This is a genomic window from Streptomyces sp. SP18BB07 (assembly GCF_036322545.1).
In the GTDB taxonomy this organism is placed as follows: Bacteria; Actinomycetota; Actinomycetes; order Streptomycetales; family Streptomycetaceae; genus Streptomyces; species Streptomyces deccanensis.
Genome location: NZ_JAQYWT010000212.1, coordinates 101,992 through 122,585, shown reverse-complemented (window position 1 = coordinate 122,585; position 20,594 = coordinate 101,992). Strand labels below are relative to the sequence as shown.

Below are 20,594 nucleotides of genomic sequence, written 5' to 3'. Positions count from 1 at the left end.
GCACCAGCCGTTGTTGCACTTGGCCCGCGAGTAGACGTTGGCCCTGCCCAGGTGGTTGTCGCGGCACTGGCCGGTGATGGCTCCGCTGTCGTCGAGGCCGCCGTTGAGGTTGCCCCACTGGTCGATGGCGGCGACCGGGAGGCAGCTGTCCGTGTCGTAGTCGAAGACCGGCTGGAAGGTCTTCTGGAACGTGGTGGTGCTCTCGGGCAGGGGGGTCAGTACGCCGGCGTGGGCGCTGCTGGTCAGACCGATGGTCAGCGCGGCGGCGCTGGCCGCGACGAGCGCGAAACGCCCGAGGCGGCCGAGGCGGGACTTCCTGCTCTTCAGTGCTTGGGACATCAGCGGTTCTCTCCACTTGCTCTGCGCGGGGGACGCCGGTGATCCGGCTCTGCGGGGCAGAAGCTGCTCAGCGGCGGGGGACGCCGGCTGATCCGGCTTGACGGGACAGAGACTGACAAGCGGAGAGTTGATCGACACCTACTCTCACCAGGGCAATCAAATCCGGCCAACGGTTCCGGATTGTTCGGCGGCACGTACCGCCGCTGTCATCAACGCCACACTTTGCGGCCGCAGTGTTTCGGTTGGTCAGCGGGATACGTACGTTGATGCCCTGACCCGGATTTACTCGACGTATCGAGAAATGCCGTGAGTATCGGAAATCTCTGAAATGTCGTAATGGTTCGGAAGCGGTTAGGTGTATGGGACGTCCGGAAAGAGCCGTTGACCCGGCGGCCGGGCCCGTCCAGCTACTCGCCCACCGGTTGCGGGAGTTGCGCGGGGCCGCCGGCGGCCCCTCGTACCGGGCGATGGCCGAGGACGCCGGATTCTCGGCGACGACCCTGTCCCAGGCGGCGGCCGGGGAGCGGCTGCCCTCGCTGGCGGTCGTCCTGGGGTATGTGAAGGCGTGCGGCGGGGACCCCGGCGAGTGGGAGGTGTACTGGAAGGAGGCCGAGGCGGCGGTCGCGGCGGTTTCCGCGGGCGACGAGCAAGACGCGCCGGCGCCGTACCGGGGCCTCGCCCGCTTCGAACCGGACGACCAGAAGCTGTTCTTCGGCCGTGACCGGCTGGTGGCGGAGCTGTGCGAGCTGATGACCGCGCACAGCTTCGCCGCTGTGTTCGGCGCCTCGGGCAGCGGCAAGTCCTCGCTGCTGCGCGCCGGGGTCGTCCCCCGGGTCCGCGAGGCCATCGCGCGGCGGGAGGGCGCGGCGGTGCTGCGGGTGTTCACGCCGGGCGCCCGACCGGCCGAGACGTACGGACACCTGCTGACCCCCGCGGCGGACGGGCCGGAGAGCTGGGTGGTAGTGGACCAGTTCGAGGAGGTCTTCACCCTCTGCCGGGACGAGGCGGAGCGGGCCCGCTTCATCGACCTGCTGCTCACCGCCCGGGAACCCGGCTCCCGGCTGCGGGTGATCATCGCCGTACGCGCCGACTTCTACGCCCGCTGCGGCGAACACGCGGAACTGGCGAACGCGCTGAGCCGCGCCGGGCTGCTGGTCGGCCCGATGAACGCGGACGAACTGCGCGAGGCGGTGGTGCGGCCCGCGCAGGCGGTCGGTCTCCTGGTGGAACGGTCGCTGGCCGCGGCGGTCGTCGAGGAGGTCCAGGGCCGGCCCGGCGCGCTGCCGATGCTCTCGCACGCGCTGCTGGAGACCTGGCGGCGCCGCCAGGGCCGCATGCTGACGACGGCCGCGTACGAGGCGGCCGGCGGACTGGGCGGCGCGATCGCGGCGAGCGCCGAGGAGGTGTACGGGCAGCTGTCCGCGTCACAGGCCGCCGCCGCCCGGCAGCTGCTGCTGCGGCTGGTCGAGCCGGGCCGGGGCACCGTCGACACCGGGCGCCCCCTGACCCGGGCCGAACTCCTGGAGTGGTCCCACCCCGATGTGCACGTGGTGGTGGAGCGGCTCGCCTGCGCCCGGCTCCTGACCGTCGACGAGGACGGCGTGCGCCTCGCCCACGAGGCGCTGATCGGCAGCTGGCCCCGGCTGTACGGCTGGGTCGAGCAGGACCGCGAACGGCTGCGCCACCACCGGCAGCTCACCGAGGCCGCCCGTGCCTGGCTGGAGCACGACCGCGTCCCCTGCACCCTCTACCGGGGCACCCGGCTGGCCCGCGCCGCGGAGGTCTTCCCCGGCCACCGCCGCGACCTCGCGCTCACGGAGGTCGAACGGGACTTCCTCACCGCCGCGTTCGACGCCCGTGAGGCGGAGCGCCGGGCCGCCGCCCGCTCCACCCTCCGGTCCCGGACACTGATCGGCGCGCTCTCGGCCGTCCTCGCCGTGGCGTTGGTCGCGGGCCTCGCCGCCTGGGGGGAGCACGACGACAACCGGCGACAGCGCACGCAGAACACCGCCCGTCGCATCGCCGCGGTGGCCGACGGCCTGCGCACCACCGACCCCCGGGCCGCCCTGCTACTGGGCGCCGCTTCCTGGCGCATCGCCCCGCTGCCCGAGACCCGCCGGGCTCTCCTCGGTTCCCTCACCCAGCCCGAACTGGACTCCTTCAGCGACCCCGCGACCGGCTACCACTCCCAGCGCTTCCTCGCCGACTCCGGCCGCACCCTGCTCAGCGTCGACGACCGCGCCTGGGAGACCTGGAACCTGGCCACGCGCCGCAGCACCGGCTCCGGCCGCCTCCCCGAGGGCGAGGTCCAGGCGGCCGGCCCGGACGCCCGGATCCTGGCGATCGCCGGTACTGACGGCCGTATACGTCTGTGGGACACCCGTGCCGCCCGCTGGGCCGACGGCGAGCCACTGCCGCCCGGCCACCACGCGTTCGCCGTCGGCGCCGGCGGCGGCGGTTATGTCGTGGCCGACACCAACCCCGGCCCCGGCTCCGACTCCGGGCCCGGGCCCGGCCGCGTACGGCTGCGGTCCGTGGTGGGCGGCAAGGTGTTGTTCGAGACGCGGGAGGCCGGTCCGGCGAACGTGGTGCCGAGCGCCGACGGCCGGCTGGTGGCCGTGTGCCCCGCCGGGAAGGCCCCGCAGGTCCGGGAGATCGGCACCGGTCGTGTGCTGCCGGGCTCATGGGAGGGGGCCCAGGGCGTCTGCGGTGCCGACTCGGCGCTGGTGTTCGGCGCCGGAGCCCAGTTCGCCGCCGTCTCCGAGGACGGGGTCCGGGTGTGGGACATCAACTCCGGACGCCCGGTCGCCGAGATCGACGATCCCGGTGTGCGGTACGCCTCCTTCAGCCCGGACGGCAGGTTCCTGGCGACCGCCGGTGCCGCCGACGAGATTCGGGTGTGGCGGCTGTCGGACCCCGCCGCGCCCGTCCTGCGCCACCCCCTGAACAACCAGCAGCTCCACGGCGGCCTCGCCTGGGACCCCGGCTCGCCCGTCCTGCGCTATCTGGAAGGCAGTACGGTCCACACCCTCGACCTGGTGACGACCGTCACCTCCGCCTGGCGCGACCGGCCCATGGGCACGCTGCTCAGCCCGGACGGCCGGGTGTTCGCCACCGCCGAACGATCCGGTGCCGGCCACCACTTCCAGCTGCGCGACACCGAGGACGGCCGCCTCGTCCGCGCCCTGCCGCCCCCGCCCCCGCTCATGTCCCGCTCCCGCGTCGGGGAGCCGGTCGACCCTCGGGACACCGTCCCGGTGATGGCGTTCAGCCCCGACGGCGGCAGGTTCGTCTACGGCGTCTCCGCCCCCGGCCTACAGGCCGCTCCCCAGCGGTTCACCGTCTGGGACCTGACGCGCGACCGCGAACAGACCGCGCTGGACCTGGCGACGACCGAGTCCGGCACGGCGGTGACCACCCTCGCCCTCACTCCCGACGGCCGCACCCTCTTCACCGGCCGCACCTCGGCCGCCGGCAAGCTGAGCGCCGAGCACTGGGACACGGCCGACCGTCGCCGGACGAAGGTCGCCACCGGGCCCGGTCTGGCGGGCACCCGCTTGAACCTCGCCCCGGACACCGAAATGATCGTCGGCGACAACCGCGTCTACCGCCGGAGTACCGATCGGAGCGTCGCGCTGGACCTCGTCCAGGGCGACCACACCAGCGCCATCGCCTTCAGCCCCGACGGAAGCCGCGTGGCGGCGGGCGACCTCACGGGCCGGGTCGCTCTGTGGGACGGCGACCTGCGCCGCCGCGCCGGCGTCCTGCGCAACGTCTTCCCGGCCCCGCTCGGCGACACCCCCGAGGCGGTCGGCGCCCTCGCCCTCAGCCCCGACGGCACCACCCTCGCCGTCGGCGGCGACGCCGGCACGATCCAGCTCTGGGACACCACCACCCAACAGCCCCTCGGCGACCCGCTCCCCTCCCCCGGCGAGCCCGTCGCCTCCCTCGCCTTCAGCCCCGACAGCGCCACCCTCTACGCCGGCGGCGGCCACGTCCCCCTCCACCGCCACTCCGTCGACCCCACCCGCGCCATCGCCCACGTCTGCGCCCGCGCCGGGAACGAGGACCTGACGAGGAGCGAGTGGGACACGTACGTACCGGACGCGCCGTACAGAAGGGTGTGCGACTGAGGGGCAGCGGTCGGCCGTGGTGGTTCAGCGGTCGAGGACGATCTTCGTCGTGGTGACCGGACCGGCGTTCGGCGACACGGACGCGGACATCTTCAGTCATCCGGTTCATGGCACTGTTCGGTCGTGGGACGACGAGTCCGGCTGGGGTGTGCTGACCTCACCCGAAGTGCCCGGCGAAATCTGGGCGCACTTCTCGGCCGTGCGGACCCCGGCCCCGGGCGCGTTCGCGTCCCTGGAACCCGGCGAGTCCGTCCTGTTCACCTGGGAGGAGGCCGATCAGGACGGCTACGCGTACCGGGCGACGCGGGTGCACCGCCCGACGGACGAGGCGGCCACCTGGAACGACGACGACCGCGAGGACGAAGATGATGACGAGGACGAGGAGGACGACGTGTTCGCGTTGACCGACGTCCACATCGAGTTCGACGACGAGTGACCCGGTCGGCCGAGGGCGGCGGCCGGGGCGAGGGGGAGCGACATGCGTGAGGCCGTGGTCACGGACGCCGGGGACCGGATCCGGTGGGTCGAGTTGCCGGGGGAGGAGCCCTGCCGGGTGTATGTGCACGGGCTGGGGGCCACGTCGTCCGCGTACTTCACGGAGGTCGCGGTCCACCCCCTCCTCGCGGGGCGCCGCTCGCTGCTCGTGGACCTGCTCGGGCACGGGGTCAGCGATCGTCCGACGGACTTCGACTACAGCCTGGAGGCCCACGCGGACGCGCTCGCCCGGGCCCTGACGGCGGCGGACGTCACCGGCGCCGAGTTGGTCGCGCACAGCATGGGCGGCTCGGTGGGGATCGTGCTGGCGTCCCGGCACCCGGCGCTGGTGCGGAAGCTGGTGATGATCGACTCCAACCTCGATCCGCTGGTGCCCACGCACGGGGTGGTCGGGAGCAACGGCATCGCGGCGTACACGGAGGAGGAGTTCCTCGCGGGCGGACGGGAGGAGTTCGCGGAACTGGCCGGGGCCCAGTGGTGGGCGACCATGCGGCTGGTCGGCCCCGAGGCCCTGTACCGCAGCGCCGCGCGGCTGGCCCACGGCACCCGCCCGACCATGCGCGAGCTGCTGCTCGACCTGAAGATCCCCCGCACCTACCTCCACCCCGAAGCCGACGGCCCCGTCCCGGGCACCGCCGCCCTCACCGAGGCCGGCGTGACCGTCGTCCCGATCCCGGCCTGCGGCCACAACGTCATGCTCGACAACCCGGAGGCGTTCGCCCGCGCGACGGCAGCCGCCCTGGCCGACTGAGAAGCCCGCCCGCACGGAAACGTAACGGCACGCTCGTTCGAGTGAACGGCTCCGGATTCCCCGTGCGGGCTTCCGGTCTACGCTGGGAACGTCGCGCTGAGCGAAGGAGGTCTGTCATGCATGGCGACGGCGGAGCCGATCATCATGCCGGGGTACCAGGGCGAGTACATCAGCGGTCCTTTCGACGACCCTGACGGCGACAGCGACGTGCCTGACCACACAGGTGCGAGCGTCGAGCAGGTCTTCCAGCTCTTCAGTGCGACGGCCCCCAGGGGGTGGCGCGTAGAGCTGATCGAAGGAGAGATCTGCGTGACGCCTCCGGCCAACGGGGAGCATGAGGAGATCGTGGCGGAGTTGACGGAACAGGTTGTCGACCGCCGCCGAGACCGATCCCTGCGCAGCTACACCGGCATCGGGTTGGACGTCCCCGGTGGCTCCATGACAGGGCACGTGGTCCCCGACCTCGCCGTCGCCCCCAAGGGCACCTTCGACGACGAGCAGGAGTGGCACGATCCCTCCGCTGTCCTTCTCGTGGCCGAGGTCACCTCGACCAGCACCGGGGACCGTGATCGCGAGACGAAGATCCTCGGCTACGCCCGCGCCGGTATCCCTGTGTACCTCCTCATCGACCACGAGGAAGCCGAGGTCACGGTGTTCTCGGAGCCGGCCGCAGACACATACGCGAAGGCGGTGAAGTGCAAGCTGGGCATGGTCGTCCCCCTGCCCGGTCCCCTCGGCTTCGACCTGGACACCGCCGAGTTCTGAGCCGACGCGGGACGACCGGCTCCGTCAGCGAGGGAACGCGTTGGCCGCTGTCATCAGGGCGGTGATCGCGAGGAGCGCGGCGGCGACTGAGCGGGCGTGGCGGGTGAGCAGGTCTCGGATCACGGGGACCTCCCAGCGGCGGCGGCGACGACGGCGATGCGACAGGGGCTACGACGGTGACCGGGTGGGTGACTCGGTGAGTTAAGCGTGCTTAACGTGTCGCTTAACGTAAGGCTTTGGCCTACCAACGGCAAGAGTGCGTTGGGGAGTTGGGCAAAACGGCCGGTGTAAGCGGGGTTACTGGCATGCTTACGTCATGGCAGGCATGGCCGAGCGTGACAACCCCGAGGTCATCGGGCGCAGAGTGCAGCAACTGCGGACGGAACGGGGCCTCACACAGCGGCAGTTGGCGGAACCGGCGTACACCCCGGCGTACATCTCGACCCTGGAGGCCGGCCGGGTGCGCGCCTCGGAACCCGCGCTGCGGCATATCGCCGAACGGCTCGGCGTCGGCTACGAGGAACTCGCCACCGGGCGCCCCGAGGGTTACGCCACCGAACTGCGGCTCCGGCTGACCGGCGCCCAGCGCACACTCGCCAGCGGTGCCGGCGAGGCCGCCGCCGAGGGGTTCACGGTCGTCCTCGCCGAGGCGGAGAAGTACGGCCTGATCGCCGAACAGGCCGACGCGCTGCTCGGCCTCGGCGAATGCGCCCTGGAGACCGGCGACCTGGAGACCGCCCAGCTGCGGTTCGAGCAGGTCGAGCAGCGGCTCGGCGACGCCCCGCTGCCGGCCCGCGTCCCCGCCCTGCGCGGCCGCGCGACCGCCCACTACCTCGCCGGTGAACTCCGCTACTCCTGCTACCTGTACGAGTCCACGCTCGACGAGCTGAACCGCAACGGCATGCACGACCCCGACGCCCTGCTCCTCCTCTACACCGGCGTCATCGCCCCCTATATGGACATGGGCGCCCACGCCCGCGCCGCCCAGGCCGCCGAGCTGGCCCTCGCGCTCGCCCCGCGGTCCGGTGACCCGGCACTCGTCGCCCGGATGCACCGTTCGGTCGCCCGGACGATGATCGCCGAGGGGCGGATCGCCGAGGCCGACGCGTCCCTCGCCAAGGCCTCCGAGCTCTACCGGCAGCTCCAGATCCGCACCGAGCTGGCCAACTGCCACTGGATGCGCGGCTACCTCCACGCCCAGAACGGCGACTACGCCCGCGCCGAGGAGGAACTGCGCGAGGCCCGCCGGATGCTCTCCGCCAAGCGTGCCGCGCTCTACACCAGCCAGGTCGCCGTCGAACTCGCCGACGTCCTGCACCGCCGGGCCAAGTCCGAGGAGGCCGCCGAGCTGCTCCGCGAGGTGCTCAGCGACCTCAGCTCCGAACGCGGCGCCCTGCACTCCGCCGCCGCGCACCGCCTCCTCGGCATCATCGCCGAGGACCGGCGGGACACGGACGCCGCCGAGGAACACTACGTACGGGCGCTGAGCCTGCTGGAGCGGGCCGGCGCCGCCGGTGACCTGGCCGACCTGTGCCGGCTGCTGGGCGACCTGTACCGCCGCACCGGCCGCGTGGAGGCCGCCCTCGACGCCTACCGCACGGGCCTCGGCCACCGTACGGCCCCCGGTACCACGACTCTCGGCCCGGCGCCGGCACAGCCCCCTCTTTGACGATTCCGGTCTCCCGCACAGCCCCGCTCCCTAACGTGCACGGAGTGGAGACCGAGGAAGTCCGACGGATCACCGGCGTACGGGCGGGACGCGCCGCAGGCGCCCGAGGTGTCTGGCTCGTCGTGCGGGTCCTGTCGTACGTCGTGCCCGGTGGCCTCGCGCTCGTCGCCGTGGTGACCGTCGCCTCCGTGCTCGGGCCGGTGGTCGCGCTCGACCTCGCCACTCCCGCGATGTCCGCCTGGTGGACCGTGTTCACGGCGGTCGTCGTCCAGGGGGTGCCCTTCCTGCTGCTCGGCACCCTGGTGTCGGCGGCGATCGGGGCCTTCGTCCCGGAACGGGTCTTCGCCCGGCTGCTGCCGCGCGACCCCGCGCTCGCCGTCCCCGTCGCGGGCGCGGCGGGTGTCGTCCTGCCCGGGTGCGAGTGCGCGTCCGTACCGGTGGCCGGGAGCCTGATGCGACGCGGTGTGGCCCCGGCAGCCGCCCTCGCGTTCCTGCTCTCCGCCCCCGCGATCAACCCGGTCGTCCTGGTCGCCACCTCCGTCGCCTTCCCCGGCCAGCCGTCGATGGCCCTCGGCCGACTGGTCGCCTCCCTCGCCACGGCCGTGGTCAGCCGAGGGCGCACTGGGATCGGGCGAGGCCTGGCCCCCGGTTCTGGACGCCGGGTCGGTGCGGCGGGTGGCCGGACCGGGGAACCCGTACGAGAAGCGGTGACCGCCCGCCTCAGCCGAGGTCCAGCGAGGCGACCACGCCGCCGTCCTTGTCGTACACCGTGACCTTGCGGGTGATGCCCCGCATGTGGCCGGGGTTCGAGACGCCCTCCTCGACGTCCGCGAGCACGTACCAGCCGCCCCACTCCTCGTTGCCGGCCAGCCGGACGACCGTGCCGTCGAGCGTCCGGCCGTCGTACAGCTCGATCCGCACACCGGCCGCCACGGTCCGGCCGCCGTAGTACAGGCCGGTGAGGAACGACTGTTCGGGGCCCCGCGCCGTCTCCTGCACCGAGGCACCCGGCGTGCTCGTGTCGAGGTTGCCGTCGACCACGCTGCGGAACTCGGGCACCTCCGAGACACCGGGCGTGTCCCCGTACTTGCCCTCCTCGGTCAGCCACATCCGCGTGCCGTCGCCGATGTGCAGCTTCTCGCCCGGTGCGACGACCCGCACCTGTCCGGCCCCGGGGGTGGTGAGACGGGTGGGCGTCGACGAGGCGCTCGCGCTCGGCCGCGGGTCCGGCGGGGCCATGGGCTGCACCGTGGTGGAGGAGCCGTCGGGGCGGAGGGCCAGCACCGTGACCAGCGGGAGCAGCAGCAGCCCGCAGCCCGTGCTCAGCGCGGCGGCCCGGCGCAGCCGTCGACGGCTGCGCCCCTCCCGTTCGATGGCCTCCAGGGGTACGGGCGGGGGCGTGAGACCGTACGCGGCCTCGGCGAACGCCGCCCGCAGCCGCCGCCCGGTCTCGCCGGCGTCACCCATGTCGCCGGTGCCGCCGGTGTCCTCCCGGTCCGGGGCGAGACGCGCGCCGGTGCGGCCCGGCGTGCCCGCACCTCCACCAACTCCCGCTTCTCCTGCTCCTGTTGCTGGCTGTGCCGCGGTGTCCGGGCCGGTCCCGGAGGTCGGGTGGTTCATGGGCGGGCTCCGGGGACGGGTGAGGGTGGCGCCGGGACGAACGGGAGGGAGGGGGCGGAGCCGTGGTCGCGGCGGTCCGCGTGAGCCGCGTCGGCGAACTCGGGGTGGGCGCGCAGGGCTTGCAGCCCCCGGCGTACATGGGTCTTGACCGTGCCGAGCGAGCAGCCCAGCAGCTGGGCGATCTCGCTCTCGCTGAGGTCCTCCCAGAAGCGGAGCACCAGCACGGACCGCTGCCGGGCCGACAGCGCGGCCAACGCCTGGGTGACGGCGGCCCGTTGGGCGATCGACTCGGCGTGACCGGCGTGCCGCTCGTGCACCCGCTCGGGCAGGAACGGGGTCAGCAGGTGCGCCACGCGTCTCTTCCGTACGCGGCTGATGTTGTTGTTCACCAGCGAGCGCCGTACGTAGAAGTCGACGTCGTCGCGGGGTATGCGCCGCCAGCGGGCGTACACCTTCGCCAGGGTGGTCTGCACGAGGTCCTCGGCCTCGTGGAAGTCGCCGGTCAGCATGTGCGCGGTGCGCACCAGACGGGGCCAGGCGGCGGTGGCGTACGCGGCGAAGTCGCCGGCCTCCGGTGCTCCGGGTTTCTCCTGCGGCACGGGCGACGGTCCTCGGGATCGGCAGCGGGTTCGGGAACGGGTTCAGGAACCAAACAGAACGGATCGGAACGGATCGGAACGGGGGAGCGTGCGGTGCGGGAGCGGGACGGTCACGCCCGCTCCCCGCTCCCGCTCCCGCTCCCGCACCCGCTCCGGTCGGGTCAGCGCAGGCGCAGCTGGGAGTAGACGCCGCCCTTGGTGTCCAGGACGGTCACACCGCGCAGGAACTCCTCCCCGTCGTCCGCCGCGGGCAGGTCGGCGATGGCGTACCAGACGCCCCAGCCCGGCTTGCCGGGCAGTTCGAGCAGCTTGCCGTGGACCGTGCCCGTGCTCGTCCGGACCGCCACGCGGGAGGCGGTCCCCTTACCCCCGTAGTAGACGCCGGAGAGGTAGTAGCGCCCCTCGAAGGCGGACGCCTGGAGCGACACTCCCGGCCGGCTCCGGTCGATGTTGCCGTCGACGACGCTCCGGAACTGCGGGAAGTCGGGCAGGTCCGGCTCCATCCAGTGCTTGCCCTCCTCCGTCAGCCAGAACTCGAATCCCGGCGCGGCCACGACGTGTTCACCGGGCAGGACGATGCGCGGGGTCGGCGCCTTTCTGGCTGCCGCCTTCGCGGCGGCGGCCTCCGCCACCGCCACCGTCGTGCCGACGCCGTGCGCCGCCTCCCCCCGCGAGGCGGCGTACGACGTCGTCGACGCCCCCGCCAGCAGCGTGGTCAGCGCTGCGACGGCGACGAGTGTGTGCATCCGTGTCACGGTCATGAACGGACGACCCCCAAAGGTGTGTTGGTCCAGGTGCTTGGTCTGACACTCCTGAAACCCATGAGGTGTACGGGACGGATGACACCGGCGGAAGTATTTTCTCCGGCTTCTCGCGACGCCTTCGTGTGCCGACCGCTTCCTCCTATGCCGTCCGTCCGATGGTGAAGTGCCGGGTGAGGCCCGCGCCGACCTCGATGGTGACTTTCGTGCCGGGCTGCCAGGAGGTACGCGGGCGGAAGTCGACGCGCTGCCCGTCGGCCGGTCTCCGGTCCTCGACCCAGCCCCAGGAACCCTCGGAGCCGACGTCCGTGGTGACCTTCAACTGCCGTTCCACCGCCACGCGTTCCGCCTTCGGCACCGGGCGGGCGAAGGTGACGGATATCGGCGTGCCGACGCCCACGGTCTGGCCCTCGGCGATGTTCACCCGCACACCGTCGAAGACCGGCGGCGGCGTGGGAGGGGTCTCCACGTGCACGTTCTCCGTGTCGGCCGCGTCCGCCCGGGCCTGGGCTCTCGGTATCTCGCTCGGCCCCTCGACCCGCACTCCCTCCCCGCTCCCCGCACACCCCGTCAGCGCGAGCGCGAGCGCGCACACGACCATCGCGACCCCGTTCCTCGCGGCCCTGTTCCTCATGGCCCTGCTCCCCGTGGTCATGGTCTCCCCCAGTTGCTGTCGGCGATGTGTTTCGATGGGCTCGGGCGTACGTTCGGGACCTGTACGCACGACGGGGGCGACCGGGTTGCATGGCGATGCACGGGACTTCTGACGACGGCGGGGGCATGACCGAGGAAGAGTTCGACGCGTTCTACGCCACCGCGTTCCCCCGACTGACCGGCCAGCTCTACGCCTTCACCGGGGACCACGGTGAGGCGCAGGACGTGGTGCAGGAGGCCTTCGTACGGGCGTGGGACCGGCGGCGGGACTTCCTCGCGGAGGGAGCGCCCGAGGCGTGGATCAGGACCGTGGCGATGCGGCTCGCGGTGAGCCGGTGGCGCCGGGCCCGCCGCTGGCTGGAGCTGGTGCGCCGCGATCCGCCCCCGGAGCACGCGCCGGGACCCGATCCCGAGCGGGCGGTGCTGGTCGAGGCGTTGCGCAGGATTCCGGAGGCCCAGCGGATGGCAGTGGTTCTGCACCATCTGTGCGACTTGAGTGTCGAGGAGGTAGCCTCCGAGACCGGTGCCCCCGTGGGCACGGTCAAGGCCCGGCTGTCCCGTGGCCGGGCGGCGCTGGCGCGCGAACTGGCCCCCGGCGAGGGTGCGAAGGAGGACGGCCGTGTTCGATGAACTCACCGTCCGGCTGCGCGCGTTGGCCGAGTCCGCCGAGTCGGTGCCGCCCGGGTCCGGCGCCGAGGTCCGCGCCACCGCCGGACGACGTCGTCGTCGACGCCGTACGACCGCCGCGGTCGCGGGCGGCTGCGCTGCGGCCGGCCTGGCCGCCGTCCTCACCCTCAACGCCGTCTCGCACGGGACCGAGCAGCTCCCCTCCACGACGGCGAGCATCCCGCCGGGCGCCACGGCCGAGGCTCCCGACGCCACGGTCGACCTCTCCCGCCGTGTCCTCACCGTCGCCGGTCGCGAACTGCCCATCTCGGCAGGCACGTTGGAGACACCGACCCCGACCGGCCGGATGACCGTCACAGCCAAGGCCGACGTCAGACTCGTCCCCGGCGCGACGCTCGGCTTCGGCGACGAGTACGACGGGCAGCTGACGTGGGTCCTGGAACTGACCCCGGTCGGGACGGCCGCCCCGGCCGCCGCAGATGCCACCGGCGAGTCGGCCCTGACCGAGGCGACTGCCGGTACCGACACGAACACCGGAGCCGGCCCTTTTGACCCGGCCGACCCCGACCCCGACGCCGACCCCGACCCCGAGACCGCCCCGACCGACGCAACCGGCACTGGTGGGCGGGCGAGCCCGGCTCCGACGCTGACCCCGGGCGACAGCGCGGTCTGGATCGCCGCCCTCCCCCACAACGAGAAGGCCCCCGGCACCTTCGACATGACCTCCGGCTGGATCGGCCTGCGCACCACGGACGCCCGCTGGCTGTACGGCCGCCTGACCACGGGCGCGATCGTGGACATCCGGGGCACCTCCCCCACCCCGCCCACGACGCCCCCCACCTCCACCCCCACCTTCCCTCCCATCCCCTCTCGCACGTCCTCCGGGTGACCGACCGGCCACCTCCCCGGGAAGCCCCGCCGCTGTCCGGGGGACCACCTCACCCGTACGCCCCTGTGCGCTGGTGGGCGGCCACGAGCGGTGTTGGCGTAGGTACGGCAACGTCGTGCTCTCGGGAGGCTCCGCCATGCGTCGTCCGTACCGTGTTCTCGCCCGGGTCATGGCCCTAGGGATGCTCGCGGGGGCGGCGGCCTGCGTCGTGGACGACCCCGGGCACCCCCGCGGCTTCCCCGAGGCCGCCTCCGTCGAGGAGACCACGGCCTCCGCCTCGCCCACCGCCCCGGCGACCCCCGCACTCACCGACGCCCGCGCCCGCAGCGCACTGCTGCGCCAGGACGATCTCGGCGACGCCTGGTCCGACACCCAGGGCGCGGCGACCTGGCGGGACGGCCTCCTCAAGGGCCGCACCGACCGCCCCGAGTGCCAGGCGCTCCTCGACGCGGTCTACGCCGAGGACGTCCTCGGCGAGCCCAGGGGCGGCACGGCCGTCACCGGCTTCGACGACTACGAGTACGGCGCCCAGCTGCGCTACCAGGTCGGCGCGTACGACAAGGCCGATGTCGACGCCCGCCTCCGTCGCCTCGGCCAACTCGTCGACACCTGCGGGGAGTTCACCATCACCGGTGTCCAGGGGCGGGAGTACGGCGCCGAGGTCACCCCCGTCGAACTGCCCGGCAACCTCGGTGACGCCCGCCAGGGCCTGCGGCTGGTCGTCAGCGGTGGCCTGGAGGGTGAGGACAGCGCCCTCACCCTCGACCTCGCCACGGTACGCGTGGGCGACACCGCCGCCCTGCTCACCCACGGCGGCCTCTACGGCATCGACGACACCGCCACCACCGAGGCGGCGAAGGCCGGCATCAAACGCCTCCAGAGCCTCCTGAAGGAACAGGCGGAGAAGACGGAGAAGAAGGGCAAGAAAAAGGAGCCGAAGAACGCACCGAAGAACGAACCGAAGAAGACCCCCAAGCCTCAGAAGAAGGACACCAAGGCACCGTCCGACGAGCAGTCCACGGACTCCGGTGACGAGGGGTCCTCGGACGAGGCCCTGGGGCAGCGGCCCACCATCCGCACCGGAGCACTCGCCGCCTCCGCTACCCCTCCTCCTCCAGCATCGGCGTGACCACGCTCCGCACGTCCTCCTGGGACACCGTGCTCTGTACGGCCCCGGCGATCCGGCCCGCGCGGTCGACAAAGAGGGTGAAGGGCAGGATCCGCGGGTTCACGAGTCCGTCCGGCAGCTTCAGGAACTGCTTGCCGCCGGGGTCGTGCAGGCTCGGGTAGGACAGGTCGAGGTCCCGCTGGAAGGCGAGCGCGTTGGGCCGGGACGCGTCCGTGCTGACGCCCAGGACCTGTACGTCCCGCGTCTTCAACTCCTGCTGCGCACGGTCGAGATCGGGCGACTCGACGCGACAGGGTCCGCAGGTGGAGGCCCAGGCGTTCACGACGACGACCTGACCCCGGTAGTCGGAGAGGCGGACGGATCCGCCGTCGACGGTGCTGCCCGCGAAGTCGGGCGCGGCGGGCCGCTCGCCCACGGGGATGCTCTTGAACAGCCCGCCCCGTGCACCCGGTTCACCCCGTTCCCCCTGTTCGGCCTGTTCGCCCTGTTCCACATCGGTCGGCAGCGGCTTCGGCGTGGCGCAGCCCGTCATCACGAGCCCGGCCACCACCACGCACAGGGCCGCACGGGGGTTGGTTCTCATCGCCGTACAGCTTAGGCAACGCCCCTGGGGAGCCTGCCGATCGGCCCCGTGGAGCCGGCTGGGACACTGGTCCGGCCACCGGTTGACCGCCGGTGACGTACGGGGATGCGAGGAGCGCAGATGATCACGCCTTGGCGCAGGGCGGTCGAGTACGCGGCCGTGGTGACCCTTCCCTCCTGGCTGTGGGGGACGGCCGTGCTGAGCGTGGGGGCCGGAGGGGTGACGGCGGTCGGCGGGGGACTGCTCTTCCCGCTGGTGGCGGTGGCCGTGCTGACGGTGGTCCGCAAGGCGCTGCCCGCGTTGTCGCGCTGGCGCACCGCGACCATCGACACGTCGGTGTACGCGGTCCTGTATCTGCTGTGCCTGGTGGCGAGCGGCCTGTGGGCGGGTGACGGGACGGCCGACGCGGTGGACTGGGCCTTCGTGATGATGACCGTCGCCCTGCTCGACCTGCAGTTCCTGATGGCTCTGGGCCTGTGCGCCTGGCGCTACGACCGGCTCGTCCCGACGGCCCCCTCGGGCCGTCTGAGCGGTGGCCCCCGCGTGGTGTGACACGGCCTCGCCCCGCGGCCGCCGCACCGGATCCCGTCAGCGCGGGGCGGCGTCGGCGGCGGACACGCACTCGTCGTCGGGCGCCCGCTCGATCGGCCTGACCACGTCGCTGAGGTCCACCAGGACGCCGTCGATCGCCGTGACCCGGTCGTCGACGAAGGCCTGTACGGCGGGGGTCCGGCCGTAGGTGACGAGGACGCGGTAGCCGGAGCCCGTGGAGCGGTCCTCCCGGAAGACCCAGTCGACGCCGTCGACCTCGACGCACGGGTCGGGGGTCTCGGCCGGCGGTTCCAGGCCGCAGCGCAGCACCACGCCACCGTTGCCCCAGGAGGCCACGCCGGTGACGGAGACGGGGTCGCGGGACTCGCCCGCGATCCGGTCGGGGTAGCGGTCGGCGATCCGGGCGCAGGCCGGGTCCTCGGCGCGGGCGGCCGGCCGTAGGTCCAGGGCGGGTGAGGAGACCTCCCGGGCCACGAGCGGTACGGCGACCAGCACCGCTCCCATGGCTGTCCCGATCGCGATCCGGGCACGCCGGGAAGGGCGTCTCATCCGTCAACTCCTGCGGTGGGTCGTGTGGGTCGTGTGGGTCGTGTGGGTCGTGTGGGTCGTGTGGATCGTGGTGATGGCGGTACGTCATGGTGACGGCGAAGGAGGGGCCCGCTGACGGGCCCCTCCGCTCAGACCAACGCGCTTCAGCGAATGGTCAAAATTTCCACAAGTGAACGCCAAAACGCGGCGGTGGATCAGACTGCGGACGCCCGGGCGAGCCGGGACAGGGGAGCGGCGGAACCGCACGCGCACCGTGGATCGGCACACAGCAGCTCGTGGGCGAGGACGGAGAGCACCGCGGCCTGCAGCCGTGTCTGCTGTTCCAGCTTCTCCACTATGCGGGCGACATGCGCCTTCACCGTCCGCTCGGCGATGCCGAGCTCCCTGGCCAACTGCCGGTTGCCCAGGCCCGTTCCGAGCAGCAGCAGGACTTCCTTCTCCCGTTCCGTCAGGGTCTTGAGCCTGCTGATGTCGCGAACCGGATCGGCCCCCGTGCGCCGGTAGGCGCAGGCCGTGTCTCCTACGTCAGACCTCTTGGTCATGGGTCGGACCTTCCCGATGCCGCTTTCCCGACAGAGCCCCGTGCCCCGGGTGCGGCGGCGATCTCCCTCCAACTTAGCGTCCGCTACTGACAAGAAGCACCCCCGTAATGACACGGGCACGTCACAGAGGGCCATCCCCGGGCCCGAGCCGTCGCCGCGACACCCGGATCGCCGCGACACCCGGACCGCCGCGATCATCCACGGCTGACCGGCGGACCCATCGAGCGCCAGGTCCCCGGCTTGGCGCCCCAGATGTAGACCGCGTCGTCCTCGTGCATGACGTGCCACAGGCGTTCGGCGTCGGCGTAGCGGAGGTTCACACAGCCGTGGGAGCCGCCTCGGAAGAGGTCGTCGAGGACGCCGTGGAAGGCCTGGCCGTCGTTGAAGAACTGGGCGAAGGGCATCGGCGCGTTGTTGTACAGGTCGGAGAAATGGTCGCGGTTCCTCCAGTAGACCGTGTGCCAGCCGGTACGGGTCTCCTCGCCGTCCTTGCCGGTGCGCGCGGGCACCGGCGCGTAGATCACCTCCTTCCCCCGCTGCACCCACACGAGCTGCCGGTCCAGGTCCACGCACGTCACCTGGTACGTCCGCACCGGACACTTCCCGGCCGCGTTGGGGTTGGCGCGGGCCTGCACCACCAGCATCGTGCGGTAGGTGGCGAGGCCCGCGTAACCGTCGGCCGGCTTCACGCCCGTACGCTGCTGGAAGGCGCGGATGGCCACGCAGTCGGCGGTGGACTGCCTGCCGTCCGCCGGGAGCTTGAGATGGCGTTCCAGGTCCCACTGGTAGGGACCGGTCCGCGCCGCGCACTCCGGCGCGGGCGCCGCGGAGTCGACGGGCGCCGACGCGCCGGCGGGTGCCGCCGTCCACCCCATCAGGGCGGACGACAGCACCGCGACCACACGTATCCGGCTCCTCTGGGTCCTGCGGGCCTTCCGTGTCCTTCGTCTCGTCAACGCGGCCTCCGGTACTCGCTCACTCGCCGAACCCCCTCCCAGAGATACGGCATGCGGCCCGCCCCGGAGACGTCCTGCTGGGCCGAACGGGCACCGCCGTCAGGGCGTCAGCACTTCTTGCCCTTGCAGGCCTCGCCCCGTGCGTTGAAGAGCTTCACCAACAGCCCGTTGCCGTGGGAGGCGTTCCGCGGGGTGAGGACGTACGGCCCGGTGACCGGCCGTCTCGGTTTGAGGTAGCCCTCGGGGACGTCCGTCTCCACCAGGAAGTACGTGCCCGGCAGGAGCGAGCCGAAGGAGCAGCGGCCGCTGCGGGAGGTGGCGCAGTCGTTGACGAACCGGTCCTTGCGCAGGCCGTGGCGCTGGAGGCCGCGGACGCCGTTGGTGTCCTGCCACAGCTCGAACACCGCGCCGGGCAACGGCCTGGCGCTCTTCTTGTCGAGCTTGACGAGCGTCAGCCGCACCGACTGGGTGAGACCGGCGTCGACCGTGTGGTTCACATGGCCGGCGTCGCCGACCCGGACCGTGGTCCGGCCGTGGGCGTCGACGTCGGAGTCGATCGCACGGTTCGAACCTGCGCCCTTGACCGTCCACTTGAGCGAGGCGCGGCTCGGACGGCCCGGCAGCGCGTTCGTGTCGACGCCGCCGTGGTCGAAGGAGACCCGGTAGGTGGTGTTCGGCCGCAGCCCGCCCCGGCCCTGGCTGCCGATGTAGTACTCGCCGCGTGCGTCCGTGTACGTGACGAGGTCCGGGCCGGACGACGACGTCGGGTCGAGCGTCACCTTCACGCCCTTGACCGGCGGCTCGGACGGGTCCTGGACGCCGTCGCCGTCGGTGTCGAACCAGACGCGGTTGCCGACCTGGACGGGCGCCCGGTCGCAGATCAGCTCCAGGTCGGCGAGGCCGTTGCCCTCGCCGAACAGCATGGCGCGCTGCGCGGCGTCGGCGCTCCAGGTCCGCTGGACCAGGAGGTTGCCCTCGGTCTTGCCCTTGGTGGCGTTCCAGCGGCGCACGCCCTGCTCCCAGGGGTTCCCGTCGAACGGGGAGTGGACCGTGCTCCACAGCTTGTTCCGGTACGGCTGGAGGGCCGTGCCGCCCTGGGTGACCTGGTCCATGTGGGCGTCCGCGAGCCTCGTCGAGTCGGCGTAGAACTCGCCGTGGCCCGGCCCCTCGTCGTTGTGGGGGAGCGCGCCGTAGAGCGCGTCGCACCGGGCGTTGTTCTCCAGCGTGTACGTCTTCCGGGTCGTGCACACCCGCAGCACGTCACCGGCGGCGACGGCCCTGACCTTGGAGGCGTCGCGGGGGGCGTTGAAGGGGTACGTCGCCGTGCCCTGCATGTCGGCGAACCGGTCGCGGAAGCCGAGGATCAGGTCGCCGTTGTCGGCGATCTCGATGTTGGACAGGATCGGCTGCGGCGCGGAGACGAAGGAGAGCCGGCCGGGGGTGGGCACACGCTGGTTCCACGCCTCCCACATGGCGCTCAGCGGGCTGCCGACGCTGGAGGGCTTCGTGCAGCGGGGCGCGGTCGCGGGCGTGCCGGTGAACCGGTAGGCGCAGCCGCGCGGGTAGTTCATGGCCGTCTTGAACAGTGGGCGGAACGAACCCCGGGTGAACTCGTAGACGTGCGAGGTGACCTGGGAGGGGTCGCCCCACGGGGCGCTCCTGGTGACGGTGTTCTCCGCGCCGCACACCCCGCCGACGAGGACCCGGCCGCCGCGCACCCCGATGCCGTACGGGTGCCAGTAACCGGCGCACTCCTCCGGGCGGGGGATGACGTGCGAGCGGTAGGTGCCCGGGTAGACCCCGTCGCCGGTGCCGCGGATCGGCACGGAGTACAGGCGGGAGTCGTTGAGGCTGACCGCGTAGAGGGTCTTGCCGTCACCGGAGACGTCGACGTCGCCGATGCCCTCCCGGCCGACCCTGCTGTAGACCGGGTTGTCGCGCAGCCAGTCCTCGGCCTCGTCGTGCTCGGTCAGCAGGCCCGGCAGGGTGACGAAGGTGCTCACCCCGGAGGCGCTGTTGCGGCGGTAGATGGTGTTGGTCGCGCCCGCCGGCCCGTACGCGGCGTGCCGCTTGACCAGTGTGCCCAGGTACGTGTTGCCGGTCCGGTCGTTGCCGATGCCGAACACGGCCCCCTGCTGCTGGTTGTTGGTCAGCCGGGTGACCGTGCCGCCGGGGTGGGTGTCGGAGAAGTTCCCCGAGAACCGCACCAGGCCCTTGTGGGTGTCGGGCGCGTCGCCCTTGGTGAGGTTGCAGGTCACCAGGTCCGGGTTCTCCTGGCAGTAGAGCCCCGGCTCCCAGAAGCCGGTCGTGTACATCGTGTTCCGGCCCCTGGAGACGTTCACGAAACCGACGCTGCTGCGCATCACGCCCGGTCCGTCGCCGAGGCCCGCGATCGCCGGCTGCAGGGTGCGGGAGTCGGGGTTGTAGGCCTGGACGCGGTACTTGCCGCCGCGCAGCGCGGAGGCCGTCGGCTGGAACCAGGCGACGCCGTACGCGTTGGTGGTCCGGGTCTCCACGGTGCCGTGGTCGTCGGTGAGCGTGACCCGCACACCGGCCCGGCCCTTCTCCAGACTGTGGTCGTACGTCCCGTCAAGGTCCACGTCATTGACGACCCGTACGGTCACGTTGCCGTCGCCGGGTGCCCTGCCGTCCGCGGTGCCACTGGCGCCGGGGGCGGCAGGGACGGCGGGGGCCGCCTCGCCGGCCAGTCCGACCACCAGCGCCGCCGTGACGGCCAGGGCCAGGCCCACACCCCCCGGTGTTCTTCGCTTCACCACGTCCCTCTTCTCCCTGATGTCCTGCCTAGGCGACGGAGCCCGGTGCCCGAAGCCGACGCCTGCATTCATATGAAGTGCCAACCGTCACTAATCAGGCTGAACGGGGCACGGGAGGGGGAGGGGAAGGCGGGCGCGATGCCGGAAATGTGGAGATTCGGGGGAGGTGGAGGGGTGCGGGAGGGGGGGGCGGGGGAGGCGGTACGG

19 protein-coding genes and 1 pseudogene are annotated in these 20,594 nt (G+C 72.4%); 10 read left to right on the top strand and 10 right to left on the bottom strand.

Annotated elements, in window-relative coordinates:
- Positions 1-339, bottom strand: a 339-nt coding sequence (locus tag PUR53_RS03505) for an NPP1 family protein (protein ID WP_329907134.1), incomplete at its 3' end; no start/stop codon positions are given.
- A gap of 359 nt (positions 340-698) precedes the next feature.
- On the opposite strand from PUR53_RS03505, the gene PUR53_RS03500 reads away from it, so the two are divergent.
- The 6 genes and pseudogenes from PUR53_RS03500 to PUR53_RS03475 form a co-directional block, all read left to right on the top strand.
- Positions 699-4,472, top strand: a complete 3,774-nt coding sequence (locus PUR53_RS03500; protein WP_329907337.1) for an nSTAND1 domain-containing NTPase — start codon at positions 699-701, stop codon at positions 4,470-4,472.
- A gap of 49 nt (positions 4,473-4,521) precedes the next feature.
- Positions 4,522-4,908, top strand: coding sequence for a cold-shock protein (locus tag PUR53_RS03495; RefSeq protein WP_329907335.1), 387 nt, complete (start codon positions 4,522-4,524; stop codon positions 4,906-4,908).
- 42 nt (positions 4,909-4,950) lie between these two features.
- Complete coding sequence (locus tag PUR53_RS03490) at positions 4,951-5,718, top strand: alpha/beta fold hydrolase (RefSeq protein WP_329907333.1); 768 nt, start codon at positions 4,951-4,953, stop codon at positions 5,716-5,718.
- A gap of 120 nt (positions 5,719-5,838) precedes the next feature.
- Positions 5,839-6,483, top strand: a complete 645-nt coding sequence (locus PUR53_RS03485; RefSeq protein WP_329907332.1) for a Uma2 family endonuclease — start codon at positions 5,839-5,841, stop codon at positions 6,481-6,483.
- Between the two features lie 325 nt (positions 6,484-6,808).
- Positions 6,809-8,152: a helix-turn-helix domain-containing protein gene (locus tag PUR53_RS03480; protein ID WP_329897205.1), complete on the top strand. Its 1,344-nt coding sequence runs from the start codon at positions 6,809-6,811 to the stop codon at positions 8,150-8,152.
- 122 nt (positions 8,153-8,274) lie between these two features.
- Positions 8,275-8,760: pseudogene (locus PUR53_RS03475) on the top strand (permease); the annotation flags it as partial.
- 112 nt (positions 8,761-8,872) lie between these two features.
- Here the strand turns inward: PUR53_RS03475 and PUR53_RS03470 are convergent.
- From PUR53_RS03470 to PUR53_RS03455, 4 genes are all read right to left on the bottom strand, one after another.
- A complete protein-coding gene (locus PUR53_RS03470; RefSeq protein ID WP_329897190.1) occupies positions 8,873-9,772 on the bottom strand; it encodes a hypothetical protein in 900 nt (299 codons plus the stop codon).
- Positions 9,769-10,371 carry a SigE family RNA polymerase sigma factor gene (locus PUR53_RS03465; protein ID WP_329897189.1) on the bottom strand — a complete coding sequence of 201 codons (603 nt, stop codon included), beginning with the start codon at positions 10,369-10,371 and terminating at the stop codon, positions 9,769-9,771. Before PUR53_RS03465 ends, PUR53_RS03470 begins: the two co-directional genes overlap by 4 nt.
- A 161-nt stretch (positions 10,372-10,532) precedes the next feature.
- Entirely contained in the window at positions 10,533-11,117 is a 585-nt protein-coding gene (locus PUR53_RS03460; protein ID WP_329897188.1) for a hypothetical protein, read from the bottom strand.
- Positions 11,118-11,274: 157 nt separating this feature from the next.
- Positions 11,275-11,766: an Ig-like domain-containing protein gene (locus PUR53_RS03455; RefSeq protein ID WP_329907330.1), complete on the bottom strand. Its 492-nt coding sequence runs from the start codon at positions 11,764-11,766 to the stop codon at positions 11,275-11,277.
- A 146-nt stretch (positions 11,767-11,912) separates the two neighbouring features.
- Between PUR53_RS03455 and PUR53_RS03450 the strand changes: the two genes are divergently transcribed.
- The 3 genes from PUR53_RS03450 to PUR53_RS03440 all read left to right on the top strand — a co-directional run bounded on the left by PUR53_RS03450 (position 11,913) and on the right by PUR53_RS03440 (position 14,431).
- Positions 11,913-12,416 (top strand): SigE family RNA polymerase sigma factor, encoded by a 504-nt coding sequence (locus PUR53_RS03450; protein WP_329897186.1) that lies wholly within the window; start codon positions 11,913-11,915, stop codon positions 12,414-12,416.
- Entirely contained in the window at positions 12,406-13,302 is an 897-nt protein-coding gene (locus PUR53_RS03445) for a L,D-transpeptidase family protein (RefSeq protein ID WP_329907329.1), read from the top strand. Before PUR53_RS03450 ends, PUR53_RS03445 begins: the two co-directional genes overlap by 11 nt.
- A 136-nt stretch (positions 13,303-13,438) precedes the next feature.
- Positions 13,439-14,431: a hypothetical protein gene (locus PUR53_RS03440; protein ID WP_329897184.1), complete on the top strand. Its 993-nt coding sequence runs from the start codon at positions 13,439-13,441 to the stop codon at positions 14,429-14,431.
- Here PUR53_RS03440 and PUR53_RS03435 read toward each other — a convergent pair.
- Positions 14,403-15,014: a TlpA family protein disulfide reductase gene (locus tag PUR53_RS03435; RefSeq protein WP_329897183.1), complete on the bottom strand. Its 612-nt coding sequence runs from the start codon at positions 15,012-15,014 to the stop codon at positions 14,403-14,405. The two genes, PUR53_RS03440 and PUR53_RS03435, sit on opposite strands and share 29 nt — an antisense overlap.
- Positions 15,015-15,134: 120 nt before the next feature.
- Here PUR53_RS03435 and PUR53_RS03430 point away from each other — a divergent pair, with 120 nt between their 5' ends.
- Positions 15,135-15,566: a hypothetical protein gene (locus PUR53_RS03430; RefSeq protein WP_329897182.1), complete on the top strand. Its 432-nt coding sequence runs from the start codon at positions 15,135-15,137 to the stop codon at positions 15,564-15,566.
- A gap of 36 nt (positions 15,567-15,602) precedes the next feature.
- Here PUR53_RS03430 and PUR53_RS03425 read toward each other — a convergent pair whose 3' ends face one another.
- From PUR53_RS03425 to PUR53_RS03410, 4 genes are all read right to left on the bottom strand, one after another.
- On the bottom strand, positions 15,603-16,115 hold the full coding sequence (locus PUR53_RS03425) for a DUF3515 family protein (RefSeq protein WP_329907328.1): 513 nt from the start codon (positions 16,113-16,115) through the stop codon (positions 15,603-15,605).
- A gap of 194 nt (positions 16,116-16,309) precedes the next feature.
- Positions 16,310-16,657: a LuxR C-terminal-related transcriptional regulator gene (locus tag PUR53_RS03420; protein ID WP_329897180.1), complete on the bottom strand. Its 348-nt coding sequence runs from the start codon at positions 16,655-16,657 to the stop codon at positions 16,310-16,312.
- Between the two features lie 194 nt (positions 16,658-16,851).
- Positions 16,852-17,532, bottom strand: coding sequence for a L,D-transpeptidase family protein (locus PUR53_RS03415; protein ID WP_329907341.1), 681 nt, complete (start codon positions 17,530-17,532; stop codon positions 16,852-16,854).
- A 188-nt stretch (positions 17,533-17,720) separates the two neighbouring features.
- A complete protein-coding gene (locus tag PUR53_RS03410) occupies positions 17,721-20,390 on the bottom strand; it encodes an SdrD B-like domain-containing protein (protein ID WP_329907327.1) in 2,670 nt (889 codons plus the stop codon).
- Between the last annotated feature and the right edge of the window lie 204 nt (positions 20,391-20,594).